Below are 23,758 nucleotides of genomic sequence, written 5' to 3' on the forward strand. Positions count from 1 at the left end.
CTCGCGGCCGGGTGCCAGGACGGGCGGATCGAGGTGCGCGGCCCGGTCACGGCGCCCCGTCCACGGCCGCCGGCGCCTGCTGGGCGGGGACCTGGGAGCCCACGTGCACACAGGCCGCCTGGTGGGCCGGGCCCGCCGCGCGCAGCTCCTGGTCCTGCGCGGCACAGGAGTCGAGCGCCACCGGGCAGCGCGGGTGGAACGTACAGCCCTCCGGGAGCGCCGACGGGTCCGGCGGATCGCCGGGCAGCCCCCGCGGCGCGAACCGCGACGCGGGGTCCCCGACGCGCGGGAACGCCGCCGAGAGGGCCTTGCCGTACGGGTGCTGCGCCCGCTCGTACACGTCCCGGGCCGGGCCCTCCTCGACGACGCGGCCCGCGTACATCACCGCGAGCCGGTCACAGGTGTCGGCGAGTACCGCCAGATCGTGGCTGATCATGATCAGGCCGAGGTCCTGTTCGGCCACGAGCTGTTCGATCAGGCGCAGGATCTGCGCCTGGATCATCACGTCGAGCGCGGTCGTCGGCTCGTCCGCGATGATCAGGCGCGGATCGCAGGCGAGCGCCATGGCGATCATCACGCGCTGGCGCTGGCCGCCGGACAGTTCGTGCGGGTAGGCGTCCGCGCGGGCGCCCGGGAGCCCCACGTGTTCGAGCAGCTCGCGGGCCCTCTTCCTGGCGCCCGCGGGCGTCGCCTTCTTGTGCAGCAGGATCGGCTCGGCGATCTGGTCGCCGATGCGGTGCACCGCGTTCAGCGAGTGCATGGCGCCCTGGAAGACCACGGACGCGCCCGCCCAGCGGACCGCGCGCACCCGGCCCCACTTCATGGTGAGCACGTCCTCGCCGTCGAGGAGGACCTCCCCGGTCACCCTCGTCCCCGCGGGCAGCAGGCGCAGCAGGGCGAGGGCGAGCGTGGACTTGCCGCAGCCGGACTCGCCCGCCACGCCGAGCTTCTGCCCGGCGCCCACGGTCAGGTCGACCCCGCGCACGGCGGCGGCCCCGGACGCGTACGTCACTTCGAGGTTCCTGACGTCGAGCAGGGGCTGCCCGGCGTCCTGTCCGGCCGCGGCCGGGGCGTCGGTCGCGGTGTGCGCGGTGGTCACGGTGGCTTCCGGTTCGGCGGTCAACGGGACACCCCCAGCCTGGGGTTGAGCACGGACTCCACGGCCCGCCCGCACAGCGTGAACGCGAGCGCGACCACGGCGATGGCGATGCCGGGCGGCGCCAGGTACCACCAGTCGCCCGCGCTGACGGCACCCGCCTCGCGGGCGTCCTGCAGGAGGCCGCCCCAGGACACCGCGGTCGGGTCGCCGAGGCCGAGGAAGGCGAGCGTGGCCTCGGTGAGGATGGCGCTGGAGATGACGAGCGTCGTCTGTGCGAGCACAAGCGGCATGACGTTGGGCAGCACGTGGCGGAGCATGATGTGGGTGTGCCCGCCGCCCAGGGCCCGGGCCCGCTCGATGTAGGGGCGGGACTCGACGGCCAGCGTCTGCGCGCGCACGAGCCGTGCCGTGGTGGGCCAGGTGGTCACCCCGATGGCCAGGATGATCGTGCTCAGGGAGCCGGACATCACGACGGCGAGGGCGATCGCGAGCACCAGCGTGGGCATGACCAGGAACCAGTCGGTGACGCGCATCATCACCGTCCCGTACACGCCGCGGTAGTGCCCCGCCGTGATGCCCACGACCGTGCCGATCGCCACGGAGAGGAACGCGGCGAGCAGCCCGATGGTGAGGGAGATCCGCGCCCCGTACACCAGGAGCGCGAGCAGGTCGCGGCCGAACTGGTCGGTGCCGAGGGGGAATTCGGTGCTCGGGGACTCCATGGCGTCCCCCGGTGCGTGCGTGACGCTGTCCGCGTCCGAGCCGACGAGCAGCGGCGCGAAGACCGCGGCAAGCGAGATCAGGACGAGCACGGCGAGGCCGAAGAGCCCGGCCCTGTGCCCCCGGTACGCGCGCCAGAAGCGGGCCGCGGAGTGCCGTCTGCGCGTCCAGGTGAGCGCCCGCGGGTTCGGCGCCGGGCCCTGCGCGGCGCTGGTCTCGGTCGTCATCGGCCCACCCTCGGGTCGAGCAGCGGATACACCACGTCGGCGACGGTGTTCATGAGGATCACCGCGGTGGCGAAGACGAAGAACAGGCCCTGCACGAGCGGCAGGTCCGGCACGCTCAGCGCCTGGTAGAAGAGGCTGCCGAGCCCCGGCCAGGAGAAGACGGTCTCGACCAGGATCGCGCCCGCCACCACCGTGCCCAGGTTCACGAACATCAGCGTGACCGTCGGCAGGAGCGCGTTCGGCACCGCGTGGCGGCGGCGCACCAGGTCGTCCCTGAGGCCCTTGGCGCGGGCGGTCGTCAGATAGTCGCTGCCCATCTCGTCGAGCAGCGAGGAGCGCATGACGAGGAGCGTCTGCGCGTATCCGACCGCCACGAGCGTGAGCACCGGCAGGACCATGTGGTGCGCCACGTCCACGACGTACGCGACGCCGCTCTCGTCACCGCTCTCCATGCCGCCCGTCGGGAAGAGGCCCGGCAGCGGGCCCGCGCCCACCGAGAAGGTGATGATGAGCAGCAGGCCGAGCCAGAAGGACGGCACCGAGTACAGGGTCAGGGCGAGCCCGGTGTGGAACCGGTCCCCGAGGCCGCCGTTGCGCCACGCCGCGCGCGTGCCGAGCCAGATGCCGATGACCGTGTAGAGGACGTACGCCGCCCCGGTGAGCCACAGCGTCGGCCCGAGCGCGTCCGTGATCTTGTCGAGGACCGGCGTGTGGAACTGGTACGACGTGCCGAAGTCCCCGGTGAGGACGTTGCCGCAGTAGTCCGTGAACTGCTTCCACACCGGGTCGTCCAGGCCGAACTCCGCGCGCATCGCGGCGAGTTGCTCGCTCGACACGCGGCGTCCGCCGGTCATCTGCTTCACCGGGTCGCCCGGGATGAGCCGGAAGAGGAAGAAGCTCGTGACGAGCACGGCGAACATGGAGACGAGCGCGCCGCCGAGCTTGCCCGCGACGTACGTCAGATAGGCGGTGGTGTTGCGTGCCCGGGGGCCGCGGCCCCGCGGACCGACGGGCCCCGCCGGTCCGCCGGGTGCCCCGGCCTCGGCCTCGGCGGCGAGGATCGCCGCCGGGTTGTTGTCTGCCGCGGTCATGCGCTGCTCGCGATGTCAGTCGCGGGGTTCTTCGTCATCCGTTACTCGCGGTCCTCTGCGGTCGAGCGTCGGCGCAGGGCGATCAGTGCTCCGCCGCCCACGACCACCGCCGCGGCGACGGCGATACCGATGATGACACCGGTGGAGCCGCCGCCATCGGAACCGCCGCTCCCACTCGCCGGGGTCGCCGACCACCAACTCCAATAGCCGTCCTGGCCGTAAATGTTGCCCGCGGCCTCCGGCATGGTGGTGATGGACTTGATCTGGTCCGTGCGGTAGGCCTCGACGGCGTTCGGGTACGCCATCACGTTCATGTAGCCCGAGTCGTACAGCCAGGACTGCATCTGCTTGACGATCGCCGCGCGCTTGGCCGGGTCGTACTCGGCGAGCTGCTTGTCGTACAGCTCGTCGAACTTCTTGTCGCAGATGAAGTTGTCCGTGGCGGCGCTCTCCTTCGCCTTCTCCGGGAGCGCGGCGCAGGTGTGGATGCCGAGGACGAAGTCCGGGTCCGGATTCACCGACCAGCCGTCGAAGGCGAGGTCGTACTCACCGGCGTACCAGGGCACGGAGACGTCGTCGAGGCAGTTCACCTTGAGCCCGATGCCGAGGTCGCCCCACCACTCCTTGAGGTACTTCCCGACGGCCTTGTCGTTGGGGTCGGTGGCGTGGCACAGGATGCGGAAGTCGAGGGCCTTGCCGTCCTTGCCGACGCGCTTGCCGTCGCTGTTCTTCTTGTACCCGGCCTCGTCGAGGAGGGCCGCGGCCCGCTTCGGGTCGTACGCGAGCCGCTGCTTCCGGGACGGCTGCCAGGCGTAGTCGGAGAACCGCGGCGGAATGTATCCGGCGCCTTCGACGGCGTTGCCCTGGAAGACCTTGTCGACGATCGTCTTGCGGTCGACGGACAGGAAGAGGGCCTGCCGGACCCGCTTGTCGAGCAGCGCGGGATGGCCGTCGCCGAACTTCTTCCCGTCCAGGGTCCGCGCCCCCGGGTTCGTGGCGATGGCGAAGAAGCGCCGTCCGGGGCCGTTGTTCACCTTGACGTCGGACTCGCCCTTGAGCCCGTTGGCCTGCGCGGGCGTGAGCGCGGGCTGCCCGGCGACGAAGGACACCTCGCCCTTCTTGAGCGCGGCGACGGCCGCGTCCTGGTCCTTGTACGTCTTGAAGACCAGCTCGTCGAATTTCGGCGCGCCGCGCCAGAAGTCCTTGTTGGCCTTCAGCTTCACGAACTGGTCGACCTTGAAGTCGCTGAGGACGAAGGGGCCGTTCCCGACGACGGGGAAGTCCTTGTCGTTGTTGAACTCGGAGAGGTCGTCGACCTTCTCCCAGACGTGCTTGGGCACGATGGGGACGTCAAGGGCCGCCATGGTCGACTGCGGCTTCTTCAGCTCGATGACGAGCCGGGTGGGCGAGGGCGCCGTCACCTTCTTGAAGTTGGTGACGAAGTTCGAGTTGGCGGTGGCGGTGCCCTCCTTGGACATGATCTTGTTGAAGGTCCAGGCGGCGTCCTCGGCGGTGGCCTTCTTCCCGTCCGACCACTTCGAGTCGGACCGGATGGTGTACGTCCAGGTGAGCTTGTCCGCCGACGGCTCCCACTTGGTGGCGAACCCGGGGACGGTGTGGTTGTCCTTCGGGTCGTAGTTCGTGAGGTACTCGTACGTCAGCCGGTGGATGCTGGTGCTGAGCAGCCGCTGGGCCAGGAAGGGGCTGAGCGAGTCCACGCTCTGCGCGACCGCGACGGTGAGGGTCTTCTTGCCGTCGTCCCCGGCCCGGGCCTGCTGCGGGGCCGGGTTGAGCGGCGTCGCGAGCCCGGCGGTGAGGCCGAGGGCGGCGAGGGCGCCGCCCGCGACGAGGAGCCGGGTCCGTGCGGGGGGTGCCGAGTGGCGCCCTGTACTGGTTCTGCCGTGCTGATCTCGTGTGTCCATGGGTCGGTGACCTCGCGTCATCGCTCGCGCAGGGATGGCTGGTTACGACTGAGTACGGCTGGTGTACGTGTACCAGCGTCAGTCTGCACGCGTCAACGGCAGGTGAACCCCATGTGGCCTGCGGAAATAACGAGTTGACCGGGATTTCATCCGCATTGGTCAAGACCACTGACGCGCCCCAGGCCAGGGAGTGGCGCCCAGGTCAACTGCTGTGGGCACCCGGCCGTCCCCGCTGTGGGCAGCTGGTCCGCCCAGAGGGCGGAACGAGTGGGCACAGCCCCGGGTGCCGAGTCACCGTGGAGCCTGGCATCGGCCCCAATGGGTCGGGCCCGCACCGAAATCGGCACGGGCCCGAAGGGGGGGAACGGAGCGCTACGGCTGCTGCGGAGGCACTTGCCCCGGCTGATAGGGAGCCCCCGGCTGCGGCTGCTGGGGGTAGCCCGCGGCGCCGCCGTACGGCTGGGCCCCCGGCACGGGATACCCCTGCTGCCCCGGCAGCGGCGGAGCCACCCGCGGCGGCGGGTTCCCGTCCGACGTCCACAGCCCCTGTGCCTGCTGCGCCCGGGTGAAGTCCTCACCCACCATCGCGGCGAGCGTGAAGTACGCCTCCCGCACCTTCGGCCGCATCATGTCGAGATCGACCTCGGCCCCGGCGGCGAGGTGCTCGTCGAAGGGCACCACGACCACCCCCCGGCAGCGCGTCTCGAAGTGCGACACGATGTCCTCCACCTTGATCATCTTCCCGGTCTCGCGCACCCCGGAGATGACCGTGATCGACCGCTGCACCAGATCCGCGTACCCGTGCGCGGAGAGCCAGTCCAGCGTCGTGGAGGCGCTGGACGCCCCGTCCACGGACGGCGTGGAGATGATGATGAGCTGGTCGGCGAGGTCGAGCACCCCGCGCATCGCGCTGTAGAGGAGCCCCGTGCCCGAGTCCGTCAGGATGATCGGGTACTGCTTGCCGAGGACGTCGATCGCGCGCCGGTAGTCCTCGTCGTTGAAGGTCGTGGACACGGCCGGGTCGACGTCGTTGGCGATGATCTCGAGCCCGGACGACGCCTGCGAGGTGAAGCGCCGGATGTCCATGTACGAGTTGAGGTACGGGATGGCCTGGACGAGGTCGCGGATGGTCGCCCCGGTCTCGCGCCGCACGCGCCGGCCGAGCGTACCGGCGTCCGGGTTGGCGTCGATGGCGAGGATCTTGTCCTGCCGCTCGCTGGCGAGCGTGGAGCCGAGCGCGGTCGTCGTGGTCGTCTTGCCGACGCCGCCCTTGAGGCTGATGACGGCGATGCGGTAGCAGGAGAGCACCGGGGTGCGGATCAGCTCCAGCTTCCGCTGCCGCTCGGCCTCCTCCTTCTTGCCGCCGAGCCGGAACCGGGAGCCGCCGACGGGACGGCTGCTCTTGGTCTTCTGCTTCTTGTTGTTGAGCAGCCGGTCGGAGGAGAGCTCCACGGCGGCGGTGTAGCCGAGCGGCGCTCCCGGGTTGGTGCGCTCGCGCTGGTCGTGCTGTACGGGCTGCGGCCAGGCGGCCCCGGTCCGCGGGTCGACGGGAGCCTGCGCGGCCTGGACGGGGGGCAGGGGCTGCGCGGGCGGGAGCGGCTGGGGAGCCGGGGCCGGGGGAGTGGCCTGGGGGAAGCCGTAGCCCTGCTGCTGCGGTACGGCGGGCGTGTTCCAGGCCTGCGGTACGGGCGCGGGGGCCTGCGGCTGCGGCTCGACCGGCGGCTGGGCCTGGGCCTGCGGCTGCGGTGGGACGGGCGGCTGGGCCTCGCCGCCGGGCGCGGCCTGGCCCTGCGCGGGCCACTGCGGCGCGGCCGTGGGCGCGGCGGGCTGGAACGCGGGCGGCAGCGGCGGAAGCCCGCCCTGCGGCGCGGGCGGCGGGGCCCACGTGGGCGGCGCGGCGTCCGGTACGCCACGGGGGTCGGCCTCTGGCGTGACGGGCGCGGCGGCCACGGGCGGCGGGACGACCGGAGCTCCGGTCGGGGGCGGGGCGTCGATGGGTGCGGCCGTGGGCGGCGGGGCGTCGACGGCTGGGCCGGAGGGCGGCGGGGCGATGATCGGAGTTCCGGTCGGGGGCGGGGCGTCGACGGGTGCGGCCGTGGGCGGCGGGGCGTCGGCGACCGCGCCGGAGGGCGGCGGGACATCGATGGGCGCGCCGGTGGGCGGCGGAGCGTCGGTCGACGCCGTGGCATCCACCGGCGCCACGGCGGGAGGCGCCGCCACAGGCGCATCGACAGCCCCGGCCCCCTCGACAGCCCTGGCCCCCTCGGCAGCCTCAGCCACCTCCGTGGCCCCAGCCGCAACGCTCGCCGCCCCCTCGGAAGCCGTACCGTCCGAAGGCGCGTCGACGGAAGCCACGTCACCGGAGACCACCTCGGCCGGGGTCACGTCACCGGAAGGCGCATCACCCTCCGAAGCAGAAGGCTCATCCACCGCAGGCCCGGCCCCGGCGTCGTCGCCGTCCTGCGCCTCGACCCCGGCCTCACCGGTGGACCCCTCGGCCTCACCGGCAACAGCGCTGACCCCCGGGTCGGCAGGCTCGTCAGGCGCGGCGGCGGGAGCCTCGTCCTCGGCCCGGGCGGCCTCCTGCTCAGCCATCTCCCGCTTCAGCGCGGCGGCCGAGAAGCGCATGGTGGCGCCGCTCTCCAGCTCACCACCGCCGTCCCCGGCGACGGCCCCGCTCCAGTCCGACGCACCGCCGGTCGCGGGCGGAGCCGCGGGCGGCGGCGGCACGGTCCAGTCCTGCTGGAAACCGCTCCCGACGGGAAGCTTGGGCACCACCGTCAGCGGAGCGGGGGCACTGCCGGAGTCACCGGAGTCGGAACCGGCGGCGGCATCGGGCTCCCCGCCCTCGGCGAACGGCGTGGACACGGGCGGAGGCGGCGTCGACACCGGCGGCGCGGCCGACGTGTCCTGGCTGCTGCCGGAGGCGTTCTGCGTGTACCAGGCGGGCGGCGCGTAGTCGATGGTGAACTCGCCCGTCGTCTCGGCAGCGGACTCCGCGTCGGACTGATCGCCGACGGGTGTGTCCCAGCCGCCGCGGATCTTGTCCCGATCGCTGCTCACAATGCCTCCTGGTGTGCTCGAGCACGCTCATGCCGTGGTGGGGGGCGACCGTTCCTGTCGTCCGATCCGCCTGGCTCTCCCCGTGTGACGGACGCGTGCACCCCACTCGCGGGTTCTGACGTCGCGCCCCGTCCCAGCCTAATCACCAACAGCACGAGCACGGCAGGCAAGTCCGCCCCCGGAACGACGTCCTTCACGCCACGTCTCATTCAAGGACGTTCAGCGACTCCTCAGCATCACGAGCAAACCGGTCGCACACCGTCAAAGGCCATGAAATGCCCCTGCGGGAACGGCGAAGGGGCGGAAGCGGTCCACACCGCTTCCGCCCCTTCCGGGCTTCCGGCGAACCCGGCCGCGCGGCCGGGCCGGTCTCACTCCGACGAGTCGGCGGCGGGCACGCCGCCGTTGTGGGGCGCGGGCTCCAGGTCGAACTCCCCGTCCCGCGCGCCCAGTACGAAGGCGTCCCACTCGGCCTTCGTGTACCGCAGCACGGTCTCCGGAGCGAGCGACGACCGCATGGCCACCGCGCCCTCCGGCAGATAGGCGATCTCCACCCGCTCCTCGTGTGCCTCGGTACCGGGGGCGCTCTGCCATGCGACCCCCGAGATGTCGAGAGCGTAGAGCTCGTTCTTCTCGCGCTCCTTGCGTGCCCTGACTTCCTCGTCCTGTGCCTCGGCCATGGCGGAACGGCCCCTTCCCGACGTACGAACGCGCTGTGCGCACACCCTACTTGGCGGCCGACGCTCGCGGAGCGCATACGACCGGTCACGGGTGCGCGCCCGCGCGCGGGGTCACGATTTCTTGAGCGCGGCCAGGGCGTCCCGGGCGTCGGACTTGATCATCTTCTCGACCTCCTGCTCGGAGGGCGCCTTGGCGCTGCCGCTCGTACTGCTCCCGTACCAACTCCACTGGAGCTCGAAGGTGAACCAGCCGTCCCGCACGCCCAGCGTCATGCCGCCGAACTCCTTGGGGCTCGTCTTGCTGCCCGTCGGGGACCGCTTCTCCACGATGAGGAAGGCCTCGTCCCCGATGCCGCCGACGGACTTCGTCGTGTACGCGTACGTGTCTCCCGACCGGTCCTCGAACCCCTTGTAGAGGGAGGCGAACTCCCCCTTCGGGTCGGTCTTCTTGTGCCACTGCGCCGTGCTGTTCACGAAGACGCTGCTGTAGTCGCTCGCGCTCGCGTTCTTGTCCTTGAGGCTCCAGCTGCAGTTGTTGGCGTCGAGCGCCTGCTCCTTGGAGGCGTAGTGGCTGTTCGGTTCGCTGCCGAGGCGGGGCTCGTAGCGCTCCTTGAAGGCGTCGATGGTGACGGCGTCACAGAGGTCCTTCTGGAAGCGGTACCCGGCGAGGTCGGCCTCGTCGCCGCCCCCGAGCGTGCCGTTGGCGAACAGCACCCCGGCCCAGACCGCCGAGGCGACCAACGCCCCGCCGAGGCCCCACACCCAGGAGGGCACGGGTCTCTTCGCCGCGGGTGGCGCGCCCAGGGGCGCACCGGGCGGCGGGAAGGCCGGTGGCTGCCCCGGAGCCGGGGGCTGCGCGTAGGGACTCGGGGGCACCGGGCCCGGCGGCTGCTGGGCGTAGGGATTCTGCTGGTACGGATTCGGCTGCTGCGGGCCGGGCTGCTGCGGCGGTATGGACATGGTGGGCAACGTACCCAACACCCGTGCTGGAACCTGTCGGTCCGGCGGCCCCGCCGGTCCGCCGCGTCACCGGTGGGCGGCCCGCAGGAGGACACCGGCGTACGGAGTCGCGCGGCCCTTCCGTACTCTGCCTTCGGCGCCGACCGGTTGACGTGCGGCGCCCCAGTGTCACCCCGCCTCTTGGTCGACCCGGAGAAAGGCGCCCCAGCGTGAGCCAAGGCCCACCCCGTTCCCAGTTCACCCAGTCCGTGCTGGCCGTGGACAACGCACGCAAACAGCGCCGCACGCGCATGCTCGCGGGCCTGGCCGGGCTCCTCGCCCTCGTGCTGTGCGCGGGCGGCTGGATGCTCTGGGCCGCGGCCGACGACAGCGAGGCGGGGGACCAGGGCGCCAAGGCCGTCCAGCAGGCTCCGGACGCCATCAGGAACACCGTGGAGACGGCCCCGAGCTCTCCCGTGGGCCACCTGGCCGTCGACTACCAGGAGAAGAGGTTCGCGCAGCGGTTCGGCCGGGACGCGTCCGTGCGGGCCCCCGGCACCTGGGCGACGGACAAGACGCTCGTACGCGGTGTGGGCGGCACGCTCAAGGGCTTCGCGTTCGGTACGTCCAAGGAGGTGTGGTCGACCGAGCTCGGCGGCCCCGTCTGCGGCACGACCCGCCACGTCACCGCCGACGGCCGCACCGCCGTCCTCTTCCAGGAGCCCGTGAAGGCCCCCGACGACGACAAGAAGAAGGACGGCAAGAAGAAGGACGGCGAGAAGGACAAGAAGGGGGCCAAGAAGCCCAAGGGCAAGAAGGGCGACGACAAGAACAAGAAGAAGGGGAGCAAGAAGGACGACAAGAGGAAGGGCAAGGACAGGGATAAGGGCAAGGGCAAGGGCAAGGACAAGAAGGACCGCGCCGACGCCCCCGCCCCGGCTCCTTGCACCCAGCTCGCCCTCGTCGACCTCGACACCGGCAAGAAGCTCTGGCAGGTCACCCTCCCCGACGCCAAGGACGCCTCCCCGACGAGCACGAACGTGACCATGACCCGCGGGACGGTCACCGTCGCCTGGAGCCGGGGCTCCGCCGCGTACGACATGAAGGGCGGCGAGCGGCTCTGGCAGGACACGCGCCCCTCGGTCTGCGGCAACGCGGGCCTGGCCGGCGGGAACGTGCTGCTCGTCCTGCGCGAGTGCGGAGCCGACGCCGACCGCACGTACCGCGTCCAGCGCCTCGACCCGCGTACGGGCAAGGCGCTGTGGACGTACGGCGTCGCCAGCGGTGTCCAGCGCGTGCACCTCGTGTCGTCCGAGCCCGCCGTGGTGGCCGTCGCGGTCAGGGGCACCGGAGTGGACAAGCTGCTCGCTCTCGACGACCTCGGCGCCTACCGGTCCACGGTCGACATGCCGGAGGGCCGCTACATCGACGACTGCTTCACGGCGCGCTTCGGGACCGTGGAGACCTGCGACGCCATCGTGGCGGAGCGCGACCGGCTGTTCCTCGCGACCAAGCCCAAGGACCCCGAGGTGAACCGGATCGTCTCGTTCGATCTCGCGACGGGCAAGGTCGTGCGGAAGTTCGAGTCCCGGGGCCGCGGCGCGATGTACCCGCTGGAGCTCAGCGGCGGCAGGCTCCTCGCCTTCAGGGGGAGCGCCGACGGCGTCGCCCCGGACGCCGTGGTGAGCCTGGACCCGGAATCGGGCAGGGAGACGCCGTTCCTGCTTTTCAGCGTCCCCGAAGGCGCCGGACCCGTGAAGCCGGGGGAGACCGACGTGCTGGTCGAGGGAGGCCGCGTGTTCATCGCCCCCAAGGAGCTCCGCGCCGAGCCGGGCGAGCGGGCGGAGGGCGCGGCCTACGGCGCCCTCGGCGTCGAGGGCGCGTGACCGGCGACCGCCCCTGAGCAGCGGCCGGTCCGCCGTCGGACCGCCGTCGGACCGACGGCGGAGAGGCGACACGCCCAGGCTGGTACGCTGTGTAACGCTCGCATGTCTGCGCACATCCCCAGGCCCCGGCCGGTGGACCGCGCGACGCGGCATCCCGCCGCAAGGCGGACCCCACCTCTCCCAGGTGGACCCCCTGCCTCCCGAGTACCGGAAGCACCCCTGAGAAGAAGACCAGGGGCGCTCGGAGGCGACCAAGACATCACAAGGAGTACGCGTGTCGCTCGACGCCGCCACGAAGAAGCAGATCATGACCGAGTTCGGCCAGAAGGAGGGCGACACCGGCTCCCCCGAGGTCCAGGTCGCGCTTCTCTCCCGCCGCATCTCGGACCTGACCGAGCACCTGAAGACGCACAAGCACGACCACCACTCCCGTCGTGGCCTGCTGATCCTGGTCGGCCAGCGTCGCCGCCTGCTGCAGTACCTGGCCAAGAAGGACATCCAGCGCTTCCGTGCCCTGGTCGACCGCCTCGGCATCCGCCGCGGTGCGGCCGGCGGCGCCAAGTAAGACGCCGTGAAGGGAGCGGTTCCCACTCGAAGCACTCGAAGGGGGCCGCTCCCTTTGCTGTACGTGCGCGGTGTCACCGACGCTTTGTAGTCTGGTGACGTCCGACACAGCCCCGGACGTGTGCGCGGGGCCGAGCGCGCCCGCGCAGGCACGACGCACGCCCACGGGCACAACCACATAAGGAGAAGCGCTCCCAGCCGCCGCCGGTCCTCGGTAGTGGTCTCCGGGATACGCGAGTACGAGTCCCGGGGGCTTCGATCGAAGACCGGCCCGCACCCAAGGCGCGCTTCTCCGTACCGCTCCCACGCCACACGGGCAGGGGCGGACCCCGGGCCACACGGGCCCGAGGTGAAAAGACGCTACGTAACGGAGAAACCGCTGGTGGAGAACGAGACCCACTACGCCGAGGCCGTCATCGACAACGGCACCTTCGGCACCCGCACCATCCGCTTCGAGACGGGCCGCCTGGCCCGTCAGGCCGCCGGTTCCGCCGTGGCCTACCTGGACGACGACACGATGGTCCTCTCGGCCACCACCGCGTCCAAGAAGCCCAAGGACCAGCTCGACTTCTTCCCCCTGACGGTGGACGTCGAGGAGCGGATGTACGCCGCCGGCAAGATCCCCGGCAGCTTCTTCCGTCGTGAGGGCCGGCCCTCCGAGGACGCGATCCTCACCTGCCGCCTGATCGACCGCCCGCTGCGCCCGTCCTTCAAGAAGGGCCTGCGCAACGAGATCCAGATCGTCGAGACGATCATGGCGCTCAACCCCGACCACCTGTACGACGTGGTCGCGATCAACGCCGCCTCCTGCTCCACGCAGCTGGCCGGCCTGCCCTTCTCGGGCCCGATCGGCGGCACCCGCGTGGCGCTCATCAAGGGCCAGTGGGTCGCCTTCCCGACGCACACCGAGCTCGAGGACGCCGTCTTCGACATGGTCGTCGCCGGTCGCGTCCTGGAGGACGGCGACGTCGCGATCATGATGGTCGAGGCCGAGGCCACCGAGAAGACCATCGAGCTCGTCAAGGGCGGCGCCGAGGCGCCGACCGAGGAGGTCGTCGCCGCCGGTCTCGAGGCCGCGAAGCCCTTCATCAAGGTCCTGTGCAAGGCCCAGTCGGACCTCGCCGCCAAGGCCGCCAAGCCCGAGGGCGAGTTCCCGGTCTTCCTCGACTACGAGGACGACGTGCTCGAGGCCCTCACGGCCGCCGTCAAGCCCGAGCTCGCCCAGGCGCTGACCATCGCGGGCAAGCAGGAGCGCGAGACCGAGCTGGACCGCGTCAAGGCGCTGGCCGGCGAGAAGCTGCTCCCGGAGTTCGAGGGCCGCGAGAAGGAGATCTCCGCCGCGTACCGCTCGCTGACCAAGTCCCTGGTCCGTGAGCGCGTCATCAAGGAGAAGAAGCGCATCGACGGCCGCGGTGTCACCGACATCCGCACCCTGGCCGCCGAGGTCGAGGCCATCCCGCGCGTGCACGGCTCCGCCCTGTTCGAGCGCGGCGAGACCCAGATCCTGGGTGTGACGACGCTGAACATGCTCCGGATGGAGCAGCAGCTCGACACGCTGTCCCCGGTGACGCGCAAGCGCTACATGCACAACTACAACTTCCCGCCGTACTCCGTCGGCGAGACCGGCCGCGTCGGCTCCCCGAAGCGCCGCGAGATCGGCCACGGCGCGCTCGCCGAGCGCGCGATCATGCCGGTCCTGCCGACGCGCGAGGAGTTCCCCTACGCGATCCGTCAGGTGTCCGAGGCCCTCGGCTCCAACGGCTCGACGTCGATGGGCTCGGTCTGCGCCTCCACCATGTCGCTGCTGAACGCCGGTGTGCCCCTGAAGGCCCCGGTCGCCGGCATCGCCATGGGCCTGATCTCCCAGGAGATCAACGGCGAGACGCACTACGTCGCCCTCACCGACATCCTCGGTGCCGAGGACGCCTTCGGCGACATGGACTTCAAGGTCGCCGGCACCAAGGAGTTCGTCACCGCCCTCCAGCTCGACACCAAGCTGAACGGCATCCCGGCCTCCGTCCTGGCCGCCGCCCTGAAGCAGGCTCGCGACGCCCGCCTGCACATCCTCGACGTGATGATGGAAGCGATCGACGTTCCGGACGAGATGTCCCCGAACGCGCCGCGGATCATCACCGTCAAGATCCCGGTGGACAAGATCGGTGAGGTCATCGGCCCGAAGGGCAAGATGATCAACCAGATCCAGGAGGACACCGGCGCCGACATCACGATCGAGGACGACGGCACCATCTACATCGGTGCCGCCGACGGCCCGGCCGCCGAGGCCGCCCGCGCCACGATCAACGGCATCGCCAACCCGACCATGCCGGAGGTCGGCGAGCGCTACCTGGGCACCGTCGTGAAGACGACGACCTTCGGCGCGTTCGTCTCGCTGCTCCCGGGCAAGGACGGTCTGCTGCACATCTCGCAGATCCGCAAGCTCGCCGGCGGCAAGCGCGTGGAGAACGTCGAGGACGTCCTCGGCGTGGGCCAGAAGGTCCAGGTCGAGATCGCCGAGATCGACTCCCGCGGCAAGCTCTCCCTGATCCCCGTGGTCGAGGGCGAGGAAGGCTCCGAGGACGCGAAGGACGACGCCGCCAAGTGACGTCCCGTAGCTCCAAGGCGACGGCCCGCACCTCCTCGGAGGCGCGGGCCGTCGCCCGTACCCAAACCTTGATCAAGGGCCGGAACGGCATCGGCACGGTCCGCAAGACCACCCTCCCCGGAGGGCTGCGCGTCGTCACCGAGACCCTCCCGTCGGTCCGCTCGGCCACCTTCGGCATCTGGGCCAACGTCGGCTCCCGGGACGAGACGCCGTCCCTGAACGGCGCGACGCACTACTTGGAGCACCTCCTCTTCAAGGGCACCGAGAAGCGCAGCGCCCTGGACATCTCCTCCGCGATCGACGCCGTCGGCGGCGAGATGAACGCGTTCACGGCCAAGGAGTACACGTGCTACTACGCGCGCGTGCTCGACACCGACCTGCCGCTGGCCATCGACGTGGTCTGCGACATGCTGACCGGCTCGCTGATCCGCCAGGAGGACGTCGACGCCGAGCGCGGCGTCATCCTCGAAGAGATCGCGATGACGGAGGACGACCCGGGCGACTGCGTGCACGACCTGTTCGCGCACACGATGCTCGGCGACACCCCGCTCGGCCGTCCGGTCCTCGGCACGGTGGACACGATCAACGCCCTCACCGCGGACCGCATCCGCCGGTTCTACAAGCGGCACTACGACCCCACCCACCTGGTCGTCGCCGCCGCGGGCAACGTGGACCACCAGAAGGTCGTCCGCCAGGTCCGGGCCGCGTTCGAGAAGGCGGGCGCCCTCACGCGCACCGACGCCACGCCGATCGCCCCGCGCGCGGGCCTGCGCCGCGTGCGCGCCTCGGGCCACGTCGAGGTCGTCGACCGCAAGACCGAGCAGGCCCACGTCATCCTCGGCATGCCGGGCCTGGCCCGCACCGACGAGCGCCGCTGGGCCATGGGCGTGCTGAACACCGCGCTCGGCGGCGGCATGTCCTCGCGCCTGTTCCAGGAGGTCCGCGAGAAGCGGGGCCTGGCCTACAGCGTGTACTCGTACACCTCGGCGTTCGCCGACGCGGGCCTGTTCGGCGTGTACGCGGGCTGCCGTCCCAGCCAGGTCCACGACGTCCTCAAGATCTGCCGCGACGAGCTCGACCACGTCGCCGAGCACGGTCTGACGGACGACGAGGTCCGGCGCGCGGTGGGCCAGCTCGCGGGCTCCACGGTCCTCGGCCTCGAGGACTCCGGCGCGATCATGAACCGCATCGGCAAGAGCGAGCTGTGCTGGGGCGAGCAGATGTCGGTCGACGACATGCTGGCCAGGATCGCGGAGGTCACCCCGGACGAGGTGCGCGAGGTGGCCCGCGACATCCTGGGGCAGCGCCCGTCGCTCTCGGCGATAGGCCCGCTCAAGGACAAGCAGGCCGCCCGCCTGCACGAAGCGGTGGCCTAGGCCCGGGACTCCCCGGGCCCCGGCCCCGTACGACTCATAACTCGGTTAAGGAAACAGGCAGATGAGCAAGCTGCGCGTGGCGGTCATCGGCGCCAAGGGCCGGATCGGCTCGGAAGCGGTACGAGCCGTCGAGGCGGCCGACGACATGGAACTGGTGGCGGCCCTCGGCCGCGGCGACAAGCTGGAGGCGCTGGTCGAGACCGGCGCCCAGGTCGTCGTCGAGCTGACCACGCCCGGTTCCGTGATGGGCAACCTCGACTTCTGCGTCCGGCACGGCATCCACGCCGTCGTCGGTACGACCGGCTGGACCGACGAGCGCCTCGCGCAGCTGCGGACCTGGCTCGACGCGTCCCCGGAGACCGGTGTGCTCATCGCGCCGAACTTCTCCATCGGCGCGGTCCTGACCATGAAGTTCGCGCAGCTCGCGGCCCCCTACTTCGACTCCGTCGAGGTCGTCGAGTTGCACCACCCGCACAAGGCGGACGCCCCCAGCGGCACCGCCACGCGCACCGCCCAGCTCATCGCCGCCGCCCGCGAGCGCGCGGGCAGCGCCCCGCAGCCGGACGCCACGGAGACCGCCCTCGACGGCGCCCGCGGCGCGGACGTCGACGGCGTCCGGGTGCACGCGGTGCGCCTGAACGGCCTCCTGGCCCACCAGGAGGTCCTGCTCGGCGGCGAGGGCGAGACCCTCACGCTCCGCCACGACTCGCTGCACCACAGCAGCTTCATGCCGGGCATCCTCCTGGGCGCCCGCCGGGTGGTGGAGACCCCGGGCCTTACCTTCGGCCTGGAACACTTCCTGGATCTGGACTGAGCCGAGCCGACACCATGCGCGCAAAGATCACCTACGCCGTCACGGCTGCCGTCCTGGTCGTCTACTTCGTCCTGGTCGGCAGCCGTGGCGTGCTGCTCATACAGCACGGCACCGTGCTCACCGTGACCTTCGGGGTCGCGGTGCTCATCCTGCCGGTCATCGGCGTGTGGTTCCTGTGGCAGAACACGCGCTTCGTCCAGCGTGCCAACCGGCTCGCGGCCGAGCTCGAGGCCGAAGGCGGCCTGCCCGTCGACGAGTTGAAGCGCACGCCCGGCGGGCGCATCGACCGCGACTCGGCCGACGAGGTCTTCGCCCGGCGCAAGGCCGAGACGGAGGACACCCCGGACGACTGGCGCTGCTGGTTCCGCCTCGCCATCGCCTACCACGACGCCCGGGACACCCCTCGCGCGCGGAAGGCCATGCAGCGGGCGATCGCCCTGCACGAGGGAAGGCCGCTGAGCGCCTAGGCCGTACGGCGGTACTCGTCGGCCCACACCTCGATGGTGTCGGCGGCCCGGTCGAAGGCGGTGCGGCGCGCGAGGAAGTCCGCCCCGCGGTCGGTGAGCAGCGTCGCCCGCTCGTCCGCGGGCCGGTCCAGGCGGACGAGCATCAGGGCCTGCCCCTGCACCGTGCGGGGCAGGCCGAGCCACCGCACGGGCTGCTGGATGGTGCGCACGGAGGCGACCCGCGCCCACGGCACGGTCCGGGTGCGCAGGAAGGTCACATGGCGCAGGCCGAGCGCGCTGACCCAGGTGCCCACGCGCAGCAGCCGGATGGCGGCGCAGATGACGAGGACGGCCACGCCCACGCAGATGCCCGCCCCCGGCAGGGCGCCCGCGAAGGCGATGATCACGGCGGCCACGAGGACGTACGAGGCGAGGAGCAGCAGGACCGCCGATGCGGCGACGCGCCAGGGCCCCGGACGGTAGGGCCGCCGCCAGTGGTCGCGGTCGTCGAACGGGAGCGCGGCGTCCTTGGCCGCGTCGTCGAATGCGCGGTCCGCGGTCAAGAAGGGCAGGGGCACGGCTGGTCCTCACTCACTCCACGCACGGGTTGTGCCCGGTGAGGCTATCGAGCCGTGTCCCCCGCTACCAGCGTTGGGGGCCCAAGGGGGTGCCCGACGGGGCCAAGGGGGTGCCTCGGCGCCCGTCCGTGTCGTACGAGGCCGTCAGCGGCCGTCGGAGGCCTCGGACTGCTGGGTCTTCGCCGGTGACTGGTCGGCGGACATCGCGGGCATGCCGAAGAGCACGGAACCCACGAGACCGGCGACCACGGTGAGCCCGATGAGCGTACGACCGACGACCTGACCGGCCGTGGCGCGCTCACGGGGTGGGGGAGTGACGTTGCTGCGGAACTTGTCGGCTTCGGCGATGAAGGCGAACGGAACGGGCTCTCGCCGACGGAACATGGGGCGCGCTTCTCCTCACGAGTCTCGAACGGAACTCTGTTGCCTAGACAGACGCTCGAATCGACCAAAAGGTGCCCAGTTTCGGCAAATTCGCCGAAGATTGCCATGAGAGGGCACTGCAGGGCCGATTGTCGGCGCCGCGCCGGGCGGGACCCCGAGCGCCCCAAGGGGCTGGCCGAACCCCGGAGTCGGGCACATCCGGCCCGGCACGGCACAGATGTACGGATGGGCCGACGGAAGTGTCCGTATTGCGGCTTTTCTAGAAGTTCATCTAGCCTGATCAAACGGACCCGGCACTGCTTGAACCCCCGAGCAGGCAGTGCCGGGCTCCATGAGTGTCAGACCCAGCACATCCCCCGAGGGGCGACCCCGCGCTGAGCAGCGAGTAGCGTGTTACCCATGGCTCCGACCTCGACTCCGCAGACCCCCTTCGGGCGGGTCCTCACCGCCATGGTCACGCCCTTCACGGCGGACGGCGCACTCGACCTCGACGGCGCGCAGCAGCTCGCCGCCCACCTGGTGGACGCAGGCAACGACGGCCTGATCGTCAACGGCACCACCGGCGAGTCCCCGACCACCAGCGACGCGGAGAAAAACGAGCTCGTACGGGCCGTCCTCGAGGCGGTCGGAGACCGCGCCCACGTCGTCGCCGGCGTCGGGACCAACGACACCCGCCACAGCATCGAGCTGGCCCGCGCCGCCCAGGACGCCGGCGCCCACGGCCTGCTCACCGTCACTCCGTACTACAACAAGCCCCCGCAGGAAGGCCTCTACCGGCACTTCACCGCGATCGCCGACGCCACCGAGCTGCCGGTGATGCTGTACGACATCCCGGGCCGCAGCGGCGTACCGATCAACACCGAAACGATCGTGCGCCTGGCCGAGCACCCGCGTATCGTCGCCAACAAGGACGCCAAGGGCGACCTCGGCCGAGCCAGCTGGGCCATCGCCCGCTCCGGTCTCGCCTGGTACTCCGGTGACGACATGCTCAACCTGCCGCTCCTCTCGGTCGGCGCGTGCGGCTTCGTCTCCGTCGTCGGCCACGTCGTCACACCCGAGCTGCGCGCCCTGCTCGAAGCGCACCTCAACGGCGACGTACAGAAGGCCACGGAGATCCACCAGAAGCTGCTCCCGGTGTTCACGGGCATGTTCCGTACGCAGGGAGTGATCACCACCAAGGCGGCGCTCGCCCTGCAGGGCCGCCCCGCGGGACCGCTGCGCCTGCCGCTCGTGGAGCTCTCTCCGGAGGAGACGGCCCAGCTCAAGATCGATCTTGCGGCCGGCGGGGTACAGCTCTAAACACAGACTTCACAACTCAATACGCAACACATCGCAGGCCAGGTGCCTGCACCCACAACTGCTACTGCACGAACGTCACGCGCGCCACGTGCCCCGGAGGTACGTGGCGCGCGTGGTGAGGAGAGTCTTTTGAGTCATCCGCATCCTGAACTCGGCGCCCCGCCGAAGCTCCCGAAGGGCGGCCTGCGGGTCACCCCGCTGGGCGGCCTCGGCGAGATCGGCCGGAACATGACGGTCTTCGAGTACGACGGGCGTCTGCTGATCGTCGACTGCGGAGTGCTCTTCCCTGAGGAGGAGCAGCCCGGAATCGACCTGATCCTGCCGGACTTCACGTCCATCCGTGACCGCCTCGACGACATCGAGGGCATCGTGCTCACGCACGGCCACGAGGACCACATCGGCGGTGTCCCCTTCCTCCTGCGCGAGAAGCCGGACATCCCGCTGATCGGCTCCAAGCTGACCCTCGCCCTGATCGAGGCGAAGCTCCAGGAGCACCGCATCCGCCCGTACACGCTCGAGGTCGCCGAGGGCGACCGGGAGCGTCTCGGCCCCTTCGACTGCGAGTTCGTCGCGGTCAACCACTCCATCCCGGACGCCCTCGCGGTCGCGATCCGCACCCCCGCGGGCATGGTCGTGCACACGGGCGACTTCAAGATGGACCAGCTGCCCCTCGACCGGCGCCTGACCGACCTGCACGCGTTCGCGCGGCTGAGCGAGGAGGGCATCGACCTCCTCCTCTCCGACTCCACGAACGCCGAGGTCCCGGGCTTCGTACCGCCCGAGCGGGACATCTCGAACGTCCTGCGTCAGGTCTTCGCGGGCGCCCGCAAGCGCATCATCGTGGCGAGCTTCGCCAGCCACGTCCACCGCATCCAGCAGATTCTGGACGCGGCCCACGAGTACGGCCGCCGGGTCGCCTTCGTCGGCCGCTCGATGGTCCGCAACATGGGTATCGCCCGTGACCTCGGCTATCTGCGGGTGCCGCCGGGCCTGGTCGTGGACGTCAAGACGCTCGACGACCTGCCGGACCACGAGGTCGTCCTGGTCTGCACGGGTTCGCAGGGCGAGCCGATGGCGGCCCTGTCCCGCATGGCCAACCGGGACCACCAGATCCGCATCGTCTCGGGCGACACGGTGATCCTGGCGTCGTCGCTCATCCCCGGCAACGAGAACGCGGTCTACCGCGTGATCAACGGCCTCACCCGCTGGGGTGCGAACGTCGTCCACAAGGGCAACGCCAAGGTGCACGTCTCCGGCCACGCATCGGCGGGCGAGCTGCTGTACTTCTACAACATCTGCAAGCCCAAGAACCTGATGCCGGTCCACGGCGAATGGCGCCACCTGCGCGCCAACGCCGAGCTCGGTGCCCTCACCGGCGTCCCGCACGACCGCATCGTCATCGCCGAGGACGGCGTCGTCGTCGACCTCGTCGAGGGCAAGGCCAAGATCGTCGGCAAGGTCCAGGCGGGCTATGTGTACGTGGACGGCCTCTCGGTCGGCGACGTCACCGAGCCGGCGCTCAAGGACCGCCGGATCCTCGGCGAGGAGGGCATCATCTCGGTCTTCGTCGTCGTCGACTCGACGACCGGCAAGATCACCGGTGGCCCGCACATCCAGGCTCGTGGCTCGGGCATCGAGGACGGGACCTTCGGCGAGGTCGTCCCGAGGATCCAGGAAGTCCTGGAGAAGTCGGCCCAGGACGGCGTCGTCGAACCGCACCAGCTGCAGCAGCTCATCCGCCGCACGCTGGGCAAGTGGGTGTCGGACAACTACCGCCGCCGCCCGATGATCCTGCCCGTCGTCGTCGAGGTCTGAGCCCCTCGGGCCGGCCTGACGACGCGAGCTCCGGAGCGGGGCGCCTCGATTTGCATCGAGGCGCCCCGCTCCCGTATGTTTACGGCTCCGCCAGAGGGGAACCCGCCGCACACGGCAACGTGTCGGGGTCACTCCGAAGGGACGGGAATCCCGACTCAGAATCTCTGATAAAGTCGGGGCCGCCGGAAAGGGAAACGCGAAAGCGGAAACCTGAAAGGCACCGATGAAAATCGGAACGGATCGGGAAGCCGAGAAGATCTGATAAAGTCGGAACCGCCGGAAGGCCGAAAGGCCGGAAAGCACCGAGGAAGTCGGAACGGACCGGGAAGCCGGAAAGAGTCTGATAGAGTCGGAAACACGAAATACCGAAGGGAAGCGCCCGGAGGAAAGCCCGAGAGGGTGAGTACAAAGGAAGCGTCCGTTCCTTGAGAACTCAACAGCGTGCCAAAAGTCAACGCCAGATATGTTGATACCCCGTCTGCCGGACGTCAGTCCGGTGGCGAGGTTCCTTTGAAAAAGTCCTCCCGCATTGAGTGGGAGGCGCACAGCGAGGACGCTGTGAACGACCGGGATTATTCCTCCTGGTTGTTCCGCTCTCGTGGTGTTGCACCCGATTACGGGTACACATTCACGGAGAGTTTGATCCTGGCTCAGGACGAACGCTGGCGGCGTGCTTAACACATGCAAGTCGAACGATGAAGCCCTTCGGGGTGGATTAGTGGCGAACGGGTGAGTAACACGTGGGCAATCTGCCCTGCACTCTGGGACAAGCCCTGGAAACGGGGTCTAATACCGGATATGACACGGGATCGCATGATCTCCGTGTGGAAAGCTCCGGCGGTGCAGGATGAGCCCGCGGCCTATCAGCTAGTTGGTGAGGTAATGGCTCACCAAGGCGACGACGGGTAGCCGGCCTGAGAGGGCGACCGGCCACACTGGGACTGAGACACGGCCCAGACTCCTACGGGAGGCAGCAGTGGGGAATATTGCACAATGGGCGAAAGCCTGATGCAGCGACGCCGCGTGAGGGATGACGGCCTTCGGGTTGTAAACCTCTTTCAGCAGGGAAGAAGCGAAAGTGACGGTACCTGCAGAAGAAGCGCCGGCTAACTACGTGCCAGCAGCCGCGGTAATACGTAGGGCGCGAGCGTTGTCCGGAATTATTGGGCGTAAAGAGCTCGTAGGCGGCTTGTCACGTCGGTTGTGAAAGCCCGGGGCTTAACCCCGGGTCTGCAGTCGATACGGGCAGGCTAGAGTTCGGTAGGGGAGATCGGAATTCCTGGTGTAGCGGTGAAATGCGCAGATATCAGGAGGAACACCGGTGGCGAAGGCGGATCTCTGGGCCGATACTGACGCTGAGGAGCGAAAGCGTGGGGAGCGAACAGGATTAGATACCCTGGTAGTCCACGCCGTAAACGGTGGGCACTAGGTGTGGGCGACATTCCACGTCGTCCGTGCCGCAGCTAACGCATTAAGTGCCCCGCCTGGGGAGTACGGCCGCAAGGCTAAAACTCAAAGGAATTGACGGGGGCCCGCACAAGCGGCGGAGCATGTGGCTTAATTCGACGCAACGCGAAGAACCTTACCAAGGCTTGACATACACCGGAAACGGCCAGAGATGGTCGCCCCCTTGTGGTCGGTGTACAGGTGGTGCATGGCTGTCGTCAGCTCGTGTCGTGAGATGTTGGGTTAAGTCCCGCAACGAGCGCAACCCTTGTCCCGTGTTGCCAGCAGGCCCTTGTGGTGCTGGGGACTCACGGGAGACCGCCGGGGTCAACTCGGAGGAAGGTGGGGACGACGTCAAGTCATCATGCCCCTTATGTCTTGGGCTGCACACGTGCTACAATGGCCGGTACAATGAGCTGCGATACCGCGAGGTGGAGCGAATCTCAAAAAGCCGGTCTCAGTTCGGATTGGGGTCTGCAACTCGACCCCATGAAGTCGGAGTCGCTAGTAATCGCAGATCAGCATTGCTGCGGTGAATACGTTCCCGGGCCTTGTACACACCGCCCGTCACGTCACGAAAGTCGGTAACACCCGAAGCCGGTGGCCCAACCCCTTGTGGGAGGGAGCTGTCGAAGGTGGGACTGGCGATTGGGACGAAGTCGTAACAAGGTAGCCGTACCGGAAGGTGCGGCTGGATCACCTCCTTTCTAAGGAGCACTTCTTACCGATCCCCTCGGGGTGAGGTCAGAGGCCAGCATGCGGGCGAACGTCTCGCACTGGTTGCTCATGGGTGGAACGTTGACTACT

The 23,758-nt window shown here is 69.9% G+C and carries 17 protein-coding genes and 1 rRNA gene; 9 read left to right on the forward strand and 9 right to left on the reverse strand.

The window, feature by feature from the left end; all coding sequences use genetic code 11:
- Positions 1 to 46: 46 nt before the first annotated feature.
- The 7 genes from CP982_RS30290 to CP982_RS30320 form a co-directional block, all read right to left on the reverse strand.
- A complete protein-coding gene (locus CP982_RS30290; protein ID WP_372503438.1) occupies positions 47 to 1,231 on the reverse strand; it encodes an ABC transporter ATP-binding protein in 1,185 nt (394 codons plus the stop codon).
- Positions 1,120 to 2,046, reverse strand: a complete 927-nt coding sequence (locus CP982_RS30295; RefSeq protein ID WP_150513372.1) for an ABC transporter permease — start codon at positions 2,044 to 2,046, stop codon at positions 1,120 to 1,122. Before CP982_RS30295 ends, CP982_RS30290 begins: the two co-directional genes overlap by 112 nt.
- On the reverse strand, positions 2,043 to 3,137 hold the full coding sequence (locus tag CP982_RS30300; RefSeq protein WP_150513373.1) for an ABC transporter permease: 1,095 nt from the start codon (positions 3,135 to 3,137) through the stop codon (positions 2,043 to 2,045). The genes CP982_RS30295 and CP982_RS30300 overlap by 4 nt, the downstream gene beginning before the upstream one ends.
- 41 nt (positions 3,138 to 3,178) lie before the next feature.
- Positions 3,179 to 5,059, reverse strand: a complete 1,881-nt coding sequence (locus tag CP982_RS30305) for an ABC transporter substrate-binding protein (protein ID WP_150513374.1) — start codon at positions 5,057 to 5,059, stop codon at positions 3,179 to 3,181.
- A 372-nt stretch (positions 5,060 to 5,431) separates the two neighbouring features.
- Positions 5,432 to 8,122, reverse strand: a complete 2,691-nt coding sequence (locus tag CP982_RS30310) for an SCO5717 family growth-regulating ATPase (RefSeq protein WP_150513375.1) — start codon at positions 8,120 to 8,122, stop codon at positions 5,432 to 5,434.
- Positions 8,123 to 8,493: 371 nt separating this feature from the next.
- Complete coding sequence (locus CP982_RS30315) at positions 8,494 to 8,802, reverse strand: DUF397 domain-containing protein (RefSeq protein ID WP_150513376.1); 309 nt, start codon at positions 8,800 to 8,802, stop codon at positions 8,494 to 8,496.
- Positions 8,803 to 8,913: 111 nt separating this feature from the next.
- A complete protein-coding gene (locus tag CP982_RS30320) occupies positions 8,914 to 9,762 on the reverse strand; it encodes a hypothetical protein (RefSeq protein ID WP_150513377.1) in 849 nt (282 codons plus the stop codon).
- Positions 9,763 to 9,971: 209 nt separating this feature from the next.
- On the opposite strand from CP982_RS30320, the gene CP982_RS30325 reads away from it, so the two are divergent.
- The 6 genes from CP982_RS30325 (at position 9,972) to CP982_RS30350 (ending at position 17,450) form a co-directional block, all read left to right on the forward strand.
- On the forward strand, positions 9,972 to 11,627 hold the full coding sequence (locus tag CP982_RS30325; RefSeq protein ID WP_150513378.1) for an outer membrane protein assembly factor BamB family protein: 1,656 nt from the start codon (positions 9,972 to 9,974) through the stop codon (positions 11,625 to 11,627).
- 274 nt (positions 11,628 to 11,901) lie between these two features.
- Positions 11,902 to 12,192: a 30S ribosomal protein S15 gene (rpsO, locus tag CP982_RS30330; protein WP_150513379.1), complete on the forward strand. Its 291-nt coding sequence runs from the start codon at positions 11,902 to 11,904 to the stop codon at positions 12,190 to 12,192.
- A 381-nt stretch (positions 12,193 to 12,573) separates the two neighbouring features.
- On the forward strand, positions 12,574 to 14,793 hold the full coding sequence (locus CP982_RS30335; RefSeq protein ID WP_150513380.1) for a polyribonucleotide nucleotidyltransferase: 2,220 nt from the start codon (positions 12,574 to 12,576) through the stop codon (positions 14,791 to 14,793).
- Positions 14,790 to 16,169, forward strand: a complete 1,380-nt coding sequence (locus CP982_RS30340; RefSeq protein ID WP_150513381.1) for a M16 family metallopeptidase — start codon at positions 14,790 to 14,792, stop codon at positions 16,167 to 16,169. Before CP982_RS30335 ends, CP982_RS30340 begins: the two co-directional genes overlap by 4 nt.
- A 61-nt stretch (positions 16,170 to 16,230) precedes the next feature.
- Positions 16,231 to 16,983 (forward strand): 4-hydroxy-tetrahydrodipicolinate reductase, encoded by a 753-nt coding sequence (gene dapB, locus CP982_RS30345; RefSeq protein ID WP_150513382.1) that lies wholly within the window; start codon positions 16,231 to 16,233, stop codon positions 16,981 to 16,983.
- A gap of 14 nt (positions 16,984 to 16,997) precedes the next feature.
- Positions 16,998 to 17,450, forward strand: coding sequence for a tetratricopeptide repeat protein (locus CP982_RS30350; protein ID WP_144321260.1), 453 nt, complete (start codon positions 16,998 to 17,000; stop codon positions 17,448 to 17,450).
- On the opposite strand, the gene CP982_RS30355 is transcribed toward CP982_RS30350, so the two are convergent.
- Positions 17,447 to 18,007, reverse strand: coding sequence for a hypothetical protein (locus CP982_RS30355; protein WP_150513383.1), 561 nt, complete (start codon positions 18,005 to 18,007; stop codon positions 17,447 to 17,449). The genes CP982_RS30350 and CP982_RS30355 overlap by 4 nt on opposite strands.
- Before the next feature lie 144 nt (positions 18,008 to 18,151).
- The gene (locus CP982_RS30360; RefSeq protein WP_150513384.1) at positions 18,152 to 18,391 is read right to left on the reverse strand and encodes a hypothetical protein; all 240 of its coding nucleotides are present in this window, start codon (positions 18,389 to 18,391) and stop codon (positions 18,152 to 18,154) included.
- Positions 18,392 to 18,790: 399 nt separating this feature from the next.
- Here CP982_RS30360 and dapA point away from each other — a divergent pair, with 399 nt between their 5' ends.
- From dapA to CP982_RS30380, 3 genes are all read left to right on the forward strand, one after another.
- Complete coding sequence (dapA, locus tag CP982_RS30365; RefSeq protein WP_144321263.1) at positions 18,791 to 19,690, forward strand: 4-hydroxy-tetrahydrodipicolinate synthase; 900 nt, start codon at positions 18,791 to 18,793, stop codon at positions 19,688 to 19,690.
- 129 nt (positions 19,691 to 19,819) lie between these two features.
- Positions 19,820 to 21,505 carry a ribonuclease J gene (locus CP982_RS30370; RefSeq protein WP_150513385.1) on the forward strand — a complete coding sequence of 562 codons (1,686 nt, stop codon included), beginning with the start codon at positions 19,820 to 19,822 and terminating at the stop codon, positions 21,503 to 21,505.
- Between the two features lie 627 nt (positions 21,506 to 22,132).
- Positions 22,133 to 23,658 (forward strand): 16S ribosomal RNA (locus tag CP982_RS30380).
- Positions 23,659 to 23,758: the final 100 nt, after the last annotated feature.

Source organism: Streptomyces spectabilis (assembly GCF_008704795.1).
Lineage (GTDB): Bacteria > Actinomycetota > Actinomycetes > Streptomycetales > Streptomycetaceae > Streptomyces > Streptomyces spectabilis.

What these genes read in the sequence shown, in the direction of transcription:
- CP982_RS30320 (WP_150513377.1), bottom strand. Translation starts at nt 9,762, where the DNA reads ATGTCCATACCGCCGCAGCAGCCCGGCCCGCAGCAGCCGAATCCGTAC.
- CP982_RS30300 (WP_150513373.1), bottom strand. Translation starts at nt 3,137, where the DNA reads ATGACCGCGGCAGACAACAACCCGGCGGCGATCCTCGCCGCCGAGGCC.
- CP982_RS30360 (WP_150513384.1), bottom strand. Translation starts at nt 18,391, where the DNA reads ATGTTCCGTCGGCGAGAGCCCGTTCCGTTCGCCTTCATCGCCGAAGCC.
- dapB (WP_150513382.1), top strand. Translation starts at nt 16,231, where the DNA reads ATGAGCAAGCTGCGCGTGGCGGTCATCGGCGCCAAGGGCCGGATCGGC.
- CP982_RS30315 (WP_150513376.1), bottom strand. Translation starts at nt 8,802, where the DNA reads ATGGCCGAGGCACAGGACGAGGAAGTCAGGGCACGCAAGGAGCGCGAG.
- CP982_RS30305 (WP_150513374.1), bottom strand. Translation starts at nt 5,059, where the DNA reads ATGGACACACGAGATCAGCACGGCAGAACCAGTACAGGGCGCCACTCG.
- CP982_RS30350 (WP_144321260.1), top strand. Translation starts at nt 16,998, where the DNA reads ATGCGCGCAAAGATCACCTACGCCGTCACGGCTGCCGTCCTGGTCGTC.
- CP982_RS30295 (WP_150513372.1), bottom strand. Translation starts at nt 2,046, where the DNA reads ATGACGACCGAGACCAGCGCCGCGCAGGGCCCGGCGCCGAACCCGCGG.
- dapA (WP_144321263.1), top strand. Translation starts at nt 18,791, where the DNA reads ATGGCTCCGACCTCGACTCCGCAGACCCCCTTCGGGCGGGTCCTCACC.